The organism is Streptomyces sp. NPDC005899, from assembly GCF_040629645.1.
Classification (GTDB): Bacteria; Actinomycetota; Actinomycetes; order Streptomycetales; family Streptomycetaceae; genus Streptomyces.
On record NZ_JBEXWB010000015.1, the window covers coordinates 13,442 to 23,667 of the forward strand.

Below are 10,226 nucleotides of genomic sequence, written 5' to 3' on the forward strand. Positions count from 1 at the left end.
TCCCGCCGGGGTGAGGGGCGGGACCGGAGCCGGCGAAGCGGGAGCATGTCCGAAGGGTGGACAACAGTCACCTCATTCCGGGCAAAACAGCCGACCCGGTTGGGGTACGGCCCCGCCCTGGTTAACCTCCGAGTATGGCCCTTGGCACACCTTCCACCAGGACTGATCACGCGCGTACCGTGCGTGATCTGCTCGCGACCGGTAAGACGTCGTACTCGTTCGAGTTCCCGTCGCCCAAGACGGAGAAGGGCGAGCGGAACCTCTGGAACGCCCTGCGGCGGGTCGAGGCGGTGCGCCCGAGTTTCGTCTCCGTCACCTACGGGGCGGGCGGCTCGACCAGGGAGGGGACGGTGCGCGCGACCCAGCAGATCGCCGCCGACACCACCCTGACCCCGGTGGCCCACCTCACGGCGGTCGACCACTCCGTGGCCCAGCTGCGCAACATGGTGGGTCAGTACGCCGACGCCGGGATCCGGAACATCCTCGCGGTGCGCGGGGACCCGCCGGGCGATCCGATGGCCGAGTGGGTCAGGCACCCGGAGGGTGTGCGGTACGCCGCCGACCTCGTCCGGCTGATCAAGGAATCCGGTGATTTCTGCGTCGGTGTGGCCGCTTTCCCCGAGATGCACCCGCGGTCGGCCGACTGGGAGACCGACACACGGCATTTCGTCGACAAGTGCCGTGCCGGGGCCGACTACGCGATCACCCAGATGTTCTTCCAGCCGGAGAGCTATCTGCGGATGCGTGACCGTGTGGTCGCGGCGGGTTGCGACACCCCGGTCATTCCCGAGGTCATGCCACTCACCAACGTCCGCCAGCTCGAGAGATTCGCCCAACTCAGCAACGCGGTCATCCCCTCGGCGCTGAAAGAGCGCATCCTCGCCGTCAAGGACGACCCGGTCGCTGTACGCTCCACTGGGATCGAGTTCGCAACGGAGTTCTGCGCGAAACTGCTCTCCGAGGGTGTCCCCGGACTGCACTTCATCACGCTCAACAACTCCACGGCGACGCTCGAGATCTACGAGAATCTCGGACTGCACAAGCAGTCCTGACCGGCCGTAACCCCACCGACCGGGGGAGGCCGCAGGAGGGGGCGGGCGTGGGCTGGACGGTCCTCTACATCGCATTTGCCGTGGTGGCGCTGTGGCTGCTGGGAGAGGTGCTCCTGCAGTACAAGGCGCGCCTGCGCTGGCGGCTGCTGGCCTTCACCGGCTTCCTCGGCGTGGTCCTCGGCGTACTGATCCCCTCCGTGCTGGTGATCGTCCTCGGCGCCGTCGCCTTCGCCACGGGGCAGACGTACGTGACGCTCTCATTCCGCCGCGGCTTCTCGACCGGGTGGGCGCTGGGCGGCAATCCCGGCGCCAGCCGCCGCCGCAGGGGTTCCGGTGGCGGCACGCAGAAGCCGACGCTCGAGGTCTCCGGGCTGGAGTACGCGCCCCCCGCCCCGGGCCCGGCCGCCACGGACCCGGCTGTCCCGGAACCGGCCGCCACCGTCCACGCACCCCAGCCGCTCCCCGACGACACCGGCCAGTACGGCGTCTACACGGACGCCTCCGTCGCCGCCCCGGACGGCGGCGGCGACGGCCAGGACCGGCGGACGCCCTACGAGGGCTACGACCCGTACGGCGGCTACGCATCCCCGGCCCAGGACACCTACAGCGGCCAGGGCACCTACCACGACCCGCACGCCCACCAGGGCTCCTACCCCGATCCGTACGCCTACGGCACGCCCGACCAGGACTACGCCGCCTACACCGACCCGTACGCCGGGACGTACGCCCCGTACGACGGCCACGGCAACGCCTACGACGCCTACGACGGCTACGCCGGACAACCTCCCGGCCCCTCCACCGGGGAGTACGACCCCTCCGACACCCCTCCCGGCGGGGTCTGGGTGCCGCAGCAGCGCGGCACCGGGCAGTTCCCGCCACTGCCGCCCGAGGCGCCCACGACTCCCGCCGCGTACGGCAACGGGTACGGGACCGGTCAGGACGAGCAGTACCGCTACTGAACCGCGGGCGGGCCGCAGGCGTACCGCCGGCCGTTCACCGGGATCCGCGGAAGCCGTCACCCTCCACGACGAGGCCCGCGACCAGCGCCCCCGACATGCCGGCGTGAGCCAGCCCGCCGCCCGGATGCGACCAGCCGCCTGCCAGGTACAGACCCGGCAACGGGGCGCGGTTGCCGGCGTGGAGGTAGGCGCCACCCGCCCCGGCCAGAGCCGGCGCCGGGACCGAACCGCCCTCGGCGCCCGTGTCGGCGGCCGTGTCCGCGGGGGTGCGCGGCTCGGCGTGGAGTATCCGCTCGCGCAGGCCCGGGACGGCCGCGGCGGCCCGCCCGATCATCGTGTCCGCGAACCCCGCGCGCAGCTTCTCGTCCGTCCAGTCGACGGGTCCCTGCGGGGCCACCGTCGCCGTCAGGACCACCGCTTCGTGCCCGTCGTCCGGGCGGGTGGACGGGTCGTCCGGTCGCGACACCGTCACCGTGGGCCGGTCGGCGGTGCGCCCGCCGAAGACGGCCTCCTGCTCCGCGGCCCCGTCGTCGGTGTGCACCACCGTCCGGTGCACCGCCCCGGCCTCGCGCGGGCCGCGCAACGACAGCAGCACCAGGAAGCGGCCGGGCACCGGGCCGCCCGCTGCCACCGGCTCCCCGGACCCACCGCCCGCCCGGGGGACCAGTCCGGGACGCGGCTGCGCTCCGAGGACGACGTGATCGGCCTCCGCGGACGTGCCGTCGGCGAGTTCGACACCGGCCGCGCGACCGTCCTTCTGCACCACGCGCACCACCTCCGCGCCGAACACGAACGTCACCCGGCGGGCCAGGCACCGTTCGTACACCGCGTCGGCGAGCGCACGCATCCCCCCGGCGACGTACCAGCTGCCGAAGGTCTCCTCCATGTACGGCAGCAGAGCGGCGCCGGCCGGAGCGCGCCGAGGGTCCAGGCCGTACGCCAGGGCGTACCCGTCGAGCAGGGCGGCCAGCCGGGGGTCCGCGAGCTCGTGGGCGCCCACCTCGGCCACCGTCGCCGCCTGCCGGGCGGGGAGGAACAGCCTGCGCCGGCGCACGGCGGGATACGGATCGCGGTGCAGCGCCTGCCGGACGTCCGGCAGCGGCTCTTCCAGCAGGGGCCTGCGCGACCGGTCCCAGGCGGTGCCGGCCCGGTCCAGGAAGTCACTCCAGCGGGCTCCGGCACCCGCGCCGAGCGCCCGGTCCAACGCGCCGGCCACCCCGGCGCGTGAGGCGTTGGGCAGCGAGACGGCGGTGCCGTCCGCGAACAGGTGGCGGCTCGCCGGATCCACCTGGGAGAGCGTCACGCACCGCTCCAGAGGCTCCTTCCCGGTCTTCACGAACAGGTCGCGGTAGACGGCGGGCAGGTGGAGGAGCGAGGGGCCCGTGTCAAAGGCGAAACCGTCACGGACGAAGCGGCCGACGGAACCTCCGTGGGTCCGCGACCGCTCGTACACCGTCACCCGGTGCCCTGCCACGGCGAGCCGGGCGGCCGCCGCCATCGCGCCGGTCCCGGCGCCGATCACCGCAATTCGTGCCATGTCAGTGACCCTAAGGGGTGCCGCGGGCAACTCGTCCGGGAGGCCCGTGCCGGCCCGCTCCGGCCGGGCGCAAGCCCGCGCGGCGCCGCGCCCGGCGGCGCTGGCCAGCCGGTAGGACAGGACGATCGTGATCAGCCGAAGCGACGGTGGGGTGAGCCGCGGCACACAGACCTGAGTACCCCTACCCAGTGGGGCAGATGAGTACGGGTGCGGATGAGCCCTCACCCGCCCGGACGGAAGAGTGGGGACCACGGAAGGGGTGCGGCGCCCGGACCGCCGGCACGGGGCGGCGGAACGACGCGGCACCCCGGACGGAACGGGGGAGCGAGCGGGGCCCGGGGACCACGGGGGAACGAGGTCACGGGGAAGGGCTCCGCGGGAGGACGAGGACGCCGGTCCGGCGGGACACGAGGGGGATCGTGTTCCGCCGGCCCCGGCGTCTTCTCGTGTCGCGCGTCCCGACACGGCGTCACCGCCGCCCGGCCGCCCGGGCCCGTGCTCCGGCTGCTCCGGAGGCGTTCAGCGACCGCTGACGCGGCCGTGCAGCAGCAGGGAGAGGGCGGAGTGCACGTCGTCGATCGTCCGCTCGGGCTGGAACGCCTTCCAGTCCAGCGCGGCCACGAGCACCATTCCCACCAGGGCGGCGGCCGTCAGCTGGATGTCGATCTCCTCGCTGAGCTCGCCGCCGGCGACCCCGTCGCGGAGCACCTCCTCGACCACGGCCACGGCCTCCTGCCGCACCACCAGGAGGGTCGACTGCCAGGCGCGGTTGGTGCGCCAGAGCTCGGCGACGTACAGCTGGGTGAAGGCCGGATAGCGGTCGATGAAGGCCAGACCGGCCCGGATCATCGCGTCCAGGGCCTCCACCCGGGTGCCGCCGCGCTCGTCCGTCCGCTCGGCGGCGGTGCGCAGCGACTGCGTGAGCAGACCGACGCCGTGCCGCAGCAGCTCCTCGAACAGTTCCGTCTTGCTCTTGAAGTTGTAGTAGACCGTGCCCTTGGCCACCCCGGCGCGATCGGCGATCTCGTCCACCGTGGTCGCCGAGAACCCCTTCTCCGCGATGAGGGTCACCGCCGCTTCGTAGAGCTTCTGCCGGGTGGCCTGGCGGCGCTTGGTGCTACTGCTGTCCATGCCACTGATTCTCACAGGTCCCGGCGCGCTCACAGGCTGAGCTCGGGGTGCAGCCTGTCGAGCGTCCACACCTGCTTCCTGCGGGCGGCGAGGGCGGTGAGTGCCAGCGCGCCCGCGGTGAAGGCGAGCAGGACGGCACCTCCCTGCCAGACCGGGCCGAGTCCGCCTCCCGTGATCAGCCGGCGCAGCCCGTCCACCACATAGGTCATCGGCAGATAGGGATGGATCGCCCCGAAGAAGTCCGGGCTCGTCTGCACCGGGTACGTCCCTCCCGCCGAGGTCAGCTGGAGCATCAGCACGGCGAGGACGAGAATGCGCCCCGCCGCCCCGAACCGGGCGTTCAGCCACTGGACGATCGCGGCGAAGCAGCAGGTGACCAGGGCGAGGAAGGCCAGGGTGCCCGCCGCGTGCGTCATCTGCAGGCCGATCCGCCAGTGCAGCACCGCCATCAGGGCGCCGACCTGCAACAAGCCGATCCCCGCGACCGGCAGCCAGCCCGCGAAGGCGATGCGCCAGGCCGGAGCCCCCGCCGAGAGGGCACGCCGGTTGAGCGGCTGGATCAGCATGTACGCCACCATCGCCCCCACCCAGAGCGAGAGCGGGATGAAGTAGGGGGCGAAACCCGTGCCGTAGTTGGGTGCGGCGTGCAGCGAGGAGGAGGCCAGCCGCACGGGATCGGCCATCACACCGGTGCGTGCGTCGCGGTCGTCCTCGTCGTAGTCGGGGATCTTGCCGACGCCGTCGTGCAGCCCCTTGGCGAGCGTGGCCGAACCGTCTCCGAGCCGGTGCAACCCGCCGTCCAACTGCGTGGCGCCCGTCCTGAGCTTCTTGACCCCGCCGTCCAGGTCCGCGGCCCCCGTCCTGGCGGTACCGAGCCCGGTGTGCAGCGTATCGGCGCCCTCCGCGACCTTGTGGGCGCCGGTGTTGAGCGCGTTGATCTTCTTGACCGCGGACTCCAGGTCGGTGTCCAGGTGGGGCGAGCGCTTCGCGAGGGCGTCGGCCTGCTTCTGCAGGGTCGCCAGCTGGGACCGCAGGTTCTTCAGGTTTCCGTCCGGGTCGCCGACCAGGGCGCGCACGTCGTCCGACACGGCCGCCACGTCCGCCGCGGCCGTCCTGGCGCGCTTCAGCTCCGGGCAGGTGGCGTCGGGCAGCGGCTGTTCCTCGCAGCGGTTCCGGTAGACCTCGGCGAGGTCGTCGGAGGCGGTGTGGGCGGCGGCGGAGGCGGTGGGGGCGGCTTCCACCAGCAGGTCCAGGTTGTCCCGGACGGCTCGGGAGGAGTCGGAGACCAGGCGGGCCGTGTCCCCGACGGCCTTGCCGTTGTCCCTCAGGAACGGCCGTACGTCCGCGGCCGCTTTGCCGACCTTGCCGGCGAGCTCCTGTGTGCCGGCGGCGACCTTGCGGGAACCCGTTTCGAGCTCCCCCGCCCCCTTGTCCAGCTCGGCGATCCCGCCGGACAGCTTGCCGCTCCCCGCCTTGGCGTCCTTGAGGCCGCCCGCCAGGGCCTTGGAACCCTTCTTGGCCTCGGAGATCCCGGTCTTCAGGTCGCCCGCGCCCTTGGCGGCCTTCGCCGTCGCGTCGTGGAGGTCCGAGAAGTTGATGAAGATCCGGTCGAGGAACCCGCGCGAGGCCTTGGTCGAGGCGGCGGTGCGTACTTCGGAGAACACCGTCCGGGATATCTGCCCGACGATGTAGTTGTTGGCGTCGTTCGTGCGGACCTGCAGTGCGCCGGTCTCCGGGGAGTCGCCCCCGCTGGAGGCGATCCGCGCGCTGAAGTCGGACGGCATGGTCAGCGAGAGGTAGTACGTCCCGTCCTCGACGCCCCGGTCGGCCTCGGCCGAGGTGACCTCGTGCCAGTCGAAGGCCTTGGAGTCGAGCAGCCTGCCGGCGATCTCGTCGCCCGCGGTGACGCGGCCGCCCTCGGCGGGCGCGCCCTTGTCGTTGTTGACGAGCGCGACGGGGACGCGGTCCAGCCGCCCGTACGGGTCCCAGAACGACCACAGGTATAGGGCGCCGTACAGCAGGGGCAGCAACAGGAGTGCCACCAGCGCGGCACGCGGCATGCGCCCCCGGCCGAACCGTTTCAGCTCAAGCGCTGCCAGTTTCGGCGCTCGCATCGGCCCTCTCCTTCTCGGTCGTTCCGTCGTCGTCCGCCGGGTTCGTGGCGTCTTCCGCCACCGGGTGCGTGGCGTCCTGCGCGGCCGAGGGGCCGGTGCGGACGGTGTGCGTGTCCGGGGGTGCCTCGCTGCACACCGCGAGCACGGTCGTGCCGCGGTCCGCGAGGGTGCGCAGGAGCTTCCAGGCCTCCGCGCGGTCCGTGGCGGGGAGTTTGAGGTCGGTGTCGTCCACCCCCAGCAGCCGCGGACCGCCCATCGAGGCGAGAGCGACGGACAGGCGCAGCGCCTCCAGGCGCTCCAGGTCCCGCACGGAGGTGCGTTCGGCCTTGGGGAGCCCGGTGACATCAAGGGCCGCCGCCTCCAGGGCGGCGTCGATCGTCGCCCTCTCGGTGGCGGCGCGCACGGCGCGGGGGCGGAGCAGGGAGCGCAGCGATCCGTCGAACCGGCGCTGCAACAGCGCGCGCTCCCGCAGGTGTTCGCCCACGGTGAAGGCGGGATCGAGTTCACTGACGCCGGCCACCGGCCCCAGCGCGCTGATACGGCGGACGGCGGCCGCCTTGCCGGGCAGGCGCAGGCCGGCGACCTCCGCGTGCCCCTGCGTGGTCCGCATCCGCCCGGTGAGGGCGAGCAGCAGGCAGGTGCGGCCGGAGCCGGACGGGCCCTCGATCGCCACGAGCGTCCCGGCCTCCGCGTCGAACTCCACGCCCCGGAAGGCCCAGCCGCGCGGCCCCCTCAGTCCGAAGTCCACGGCGCTCACCGCCGCACCCCGCGGGCTGTCCACGGTCCCACCCCGATCCCGTACCGGCTCTTTTTGAACTGACTGGTCAGTACAGAAAATAGCCGCAACGTCCCGTGGAAGCAAAGTGCGAGGTCGAACGGGGTATCTGAGTCATTGTCAGTGCCCACCGTCACGATGGACACATACGGCCACGAAGCCGTCACACGACAGGAGGTTCGTCATGGCCAGCTCGTCCGCAGCCGCCGCCCCGCGGCGCCGCGCAGGCAGCCCTGCCCCCTCACTGACCGGTCCGGCGACAGACGTCCACCCCGTGCCGCGCCGCACCGCGGCACCACCCGCCGCACTCGACCTGCTCGCCCAGGCGCACGCGGGCCTGGACGAGGCGGCCGTCCTCGACGTGCCCAACGAGCGGTACGCGTCCGCCCACCTCGCGGCGCTGCGTACCGCTGCCGCCGTCCTCGCCGCCCGGGGCCGGCCCGAGACGAACGGCCGCCGCCGCGAGCGGATCCGCAGCGCGTGGGAAGTGCTCCCGGAGATCGCACCGGAACTCACCGAGTGGAGCGCCCTCTTCGCGTCGGGGGCCGCGCGCAGGGCCCGCGCGGAGGCGGGTATCCCCGGTGCGGCCACCAACCGCGACGCCGACGACCTGCTGCGTGACGTGGCGATGTTCCTGCGCCTGGTGGAGCGGCTCCTGGCCCTCCAGCCGGTCCTGCCGCAGCCCCGGCGGGACGAGGCGGTGCAGGGTCCACGGCAGGGCCGGTGACGTCCCCGGCGATCCCGGGCCACGGCCCGCGTCCCCGATCCACGGGGATCCGGGCCCCGGACGCGGCCGCGCCCCCGGGAGCGACCCGACGCGGGGTGGCCGGGGCGGCGGCGCGAGGCAATAAGGTGGACCGCACCCGTACCACCAGCACTGTTCACGCTCCGCCGCCGCGGCGGCACCGTGCCGAGGAGTCAACTGCCGTGTCGGACCAGCTGCGCCCCCGCGCCTCCCTCCGTACCGCCGTGGTCTGGGAGGTCCTCAGGGACGCTCTCGAGCGCCGGGCCAAGGCGACCGGCAGGGAAGCCCTGGACGTGCTCGACACCGGTGGCGGCACCGGCAACTTCGCGGTGCCCGCCGCCCGGCTCGGTCACCGGGTCACCGTCGTGGACCCCAGCCCCAACGCCCTTTTCGCCCTGGAGCGCCGCGCCGCCGAAGCGGGGGTCGCCGACCGGGTCCGGGGCGTCCAGGGGGACATCCTCGGCCTGTTCGAGGTGGTGGAACGATCCGGGTACGACGCCGTCCTGTGCCACGGGGTCCTGGAATACGTGGACGATCCCGCGGAGGGCGTGCGGAACGCCGTCGACGCGCTCCGCCCGTCCGGCGCCCTCAGCCTCCTCGGCGCGGGACTCGGCGGCGCCGTCCTGGCGCGGGCGCTCGCCGGGCACTTCACCGACGCCCGGCAGGCGCTCACGGACCCGGCCGGTCGCTGGGGCGAGGGGGACCCGGTGCCGCGCCGGTTCACCGCCGACCAGCTGACCGCGCTCGTCACCGCCGCGGGTGTGGACGTCGGCGCGGTCCACGGCGTGCGGGTCTTCGCCGACCTCGTGCCGGGCGTTCTGGTGGACACCGAGCCCGGCGCCATGGAGGCCCTGCTGCGGCTGGAGGCGGCGGTCGCGGAACTGCCGTCCTTCCACTCGGTGGCGACCCAGCTGCACGTTCTGGGCGAGAAGCGCCCCTGAGCCGGAAGCGTGGTGGCCGGGGGCACCTTCCCACAGCGGGCGGAGCGCGGCTGATCAGCAACGCAGCTGCAGACGGAGTACCGCTCGGAGCACCCGTTCGGGGCGTGGGCCCCGTATGATCGGGTGACACCATCCGGCATGACGGATCGGAGGTCGGGGAATCTACGCCTCAGCAGCCGAGCCGCCGTGGCGGTCCGGACTGGCTGTGGCTAGAGGGCAGGTTTCACGGGGGCGATTCCCTGCCTATCCTGGAAGGGCCGCATACCGGTCGCCCCCCGCGGCCGACGACGAGGAGGACTCCGTGCCGCTCTCGGAGCACGAGCAGCGCATGCTCGAGCAGATGGAGCGAGCGCTGTACGCCGAAGATCCCAAGTTCGCGACAGCGCTTGAGGGAAGCGGGCTGCGCAGGTACACCCGGCGACGGGTCTACCAGGCGGTGGTCGGCTTCCTGGTGGGTATCGCGCTCCTCATGGCCGGAATGGTCGCCCAGCAGATCTGGATCAGCGTGGTGGGGTTCCTCGTCATGCTGGGCTGCGCCGTGCTGGCGGTCACCGGGTGGCGCAAAGCGCCCAAGCCCGGTGAGCAGCAGCAGGCGGGGAGTGGGGGCGGAGGCGAACGCCGACATCCCAGGCAGCACCGGTCGATGATGAACCGGATCGAGCAACGGTGGCAGCGCCGCCGCGACGAACAAGGTCAGTGAGCGCTTCGACACCCGGCCGATGCCGGGCGGTCCCCGGCCCCGGCTGTGGAGTGCGCACACCGACCACCTGACACCGGACCTTCTACGTGAGGGGCGGACGCCTCCGGGCGGCCGCCCCTCACGTACGTCCGCCGTCCGGTGGACCCGGCCCGGCGGGGTGCGGTCCGGTGAGGTCAGGTGCGGCCCGGCCCGGTGGGGTCCGGACCGGCCCGGCGCGAACGGCGCGGCCCAGTCCCTTCCCGTGTCCCGTGCGGTCTCGACCCCGCGGTGCC

General features: G+C 73.1%; 9 protein-coding genes. 5 read left to right on the top strand and 4 right to left on the bottom strand.

Annotation, left to right across the window (positions count from 1 at the left end; genetic code table 11):
* The first annotated feature begins 134 nt into the window (after positions 1-134).
* Positions 135-1,052, top strand: a complete 918-nt coding sequence (gene metF, locus ABZ371_RS03760; RefSeq protein WP_358672959.1) for a methylenetetrahydrofolate reductase [NAD(P)H] — start codon at positions 135-137, stop codon at positions 1,050-1,052.
* 47 nt (positions 1,053-1,099) lie between these two features.
* Complete coding sequence (locus ABZ371_RS03765; RefSeq protein ID WP_358672960.1) at positions 1,100-2,011, top strand: hypothetical protein; 912 nt, start codon at positions 1,100-1,102, stop codon at positions 2,009-2,011.
* 34 nt (positions 2,012-2,045) lie between these two features.
* Here the strand turns inward: ABZ371_RS03765 and ABZ371_RS03770 are convergent, their stop codons facing one another.
* From ABZ371_RS03770 to ABZ371_RS03785, 4 genes are all read right to left on the bottom strand, one after another.
* Complete coding sequence (locus ABZ371_RS03770; RefSeq protein WP_358672961.1) at positions 2,046-3,548, bottom strand: NAD(P)/FAD-dependent oxidoreductase; 1,503 nt, start codon at positions 3,546-3,548, stop codon at positions 2,046-2,048.
* Between the two features lie 519 nt (positions 3,549-4,067).
* A complete protein-coding gene (locus ABZ371_RS03775) occupies positions 4,068-4,679 on the bottom strand; it encodes a TetR/AcrR family transcriptional regulator (protein WP_358672963.1) in 612 nt (203 codons plus the stop codon).
* A 29-nt stretch (positions 4,680-4,708) separates the two neighbouring features.
* On the bottom strand, positions 4,709-6,793 hold the full coding sequence (locus ABZ371_RS03780) for a YhgE/Pip domain-containing protein (RefSeq protein ID WP_358672965.1): 2,085 nt from the start codon (positions 6,791-6,793) through the stop codon (positions 4,709-4,711).
* The gene (locus ABZ371_RS03785) at positions 6,765-7,574 is read right to left on the bottom strand and encodes an ATP-binding cassette domain-containing protein (protein WP_358672967.1); all 810 of its coding nucleotides are present in this window, start codon (positions 7,572-7,574) and stop codon (positions 6,765-6,767) included. The genes ABZ371_RS03780 and ABZ371_RS03785 overlap by 29 nt, the downstream gene beginning before the upstream one ends.
* A gap of 178 nt (positions 7,575-7,752) precedes the next feature.
* Here ABZ371_RS03785 and ABZ371_RS03790 point away from each other — a divergent pair, with 178 nt between their 5' ends.
* The 3 genes from ABZ371_RS03790 (at position 7,753) to ABZ371_RS03800 (ending at position 9,954) form a co-directional block, all read left to right on the top strand.
* Complete coding sequence (locus tag ABZ371_RS03790; protein ID WP_358672969.1) at positions 7,753-8,295, top strand: SAV_6107 family HEPN domain-containing protein; 543 nt, start codon at positions 7,753-7,755, stop codon at positions 8,293-8,295.
* Between the two features lie 200 nt (positions 8,296-8,495).
* Positions 8,496-9,254 carry a methyltransferase gene (locus tag ABZ371_RS03795; protein ID WP_358672971.1) on the top strand — a complete coding sequence of 253 codons (759 nt, stop codon included), beginning with the start codon at positions 8,496-8,498 and terminating at the stop codon, positions 9,252-9,254.
* Positions 9,255-9,555: 301 nt separating this feature from the next.
* Positions 9,556-9,954, top strand: a complete 399-nt coding sequence (locus ABZ371_RS03800) for a DUF3040 domain-containing protein (RefSeq protein ID WP_358672973.1) — start codon at positions 9,556-9,558, stop codon at positions 9,952-9,954.
* Positions 9,955-10,226 lie beyond the last annotated feature (272 nt).

Coding starts and splice junctions, on each gene's coding strand:
- ABZ371_RS03775 (WP_358672963.1), bottom strand. CDS start 4,679: ATGGACAGCAGTAGCACCAAGCGCCGCCAGGCCACCCGGCAGAAGCTC.
- ABZ371_RS03780 (WP_358672965.1), bottom strand. CDS start 6,793: ATGCGAGCGCCGAAACTGGCAGCGCTTGAGCTGAAACGGTTCGGCCGG.
- ABZ371_RS03790 (WP_358672969.1), top strand. CDS start 7,753: ATGGCCAGCTCGTCCGCAGCCGCCGCCCCGCGGCGCCGCGCAGGCAGC.
- metF (WP_358672959.1), top strand. CDS start 135: ATGGCCCTTGGCACACCTTCCACCAGGACTGATCACGCGCGTACCGTG.
- ABZ371_RS03770 (WP_358672961.1), bottom strand. CDS start 3,548: ATGGCACGAATTGCGGTGATCGGCGCCGGGACCGGCGCGATGGCGGCG.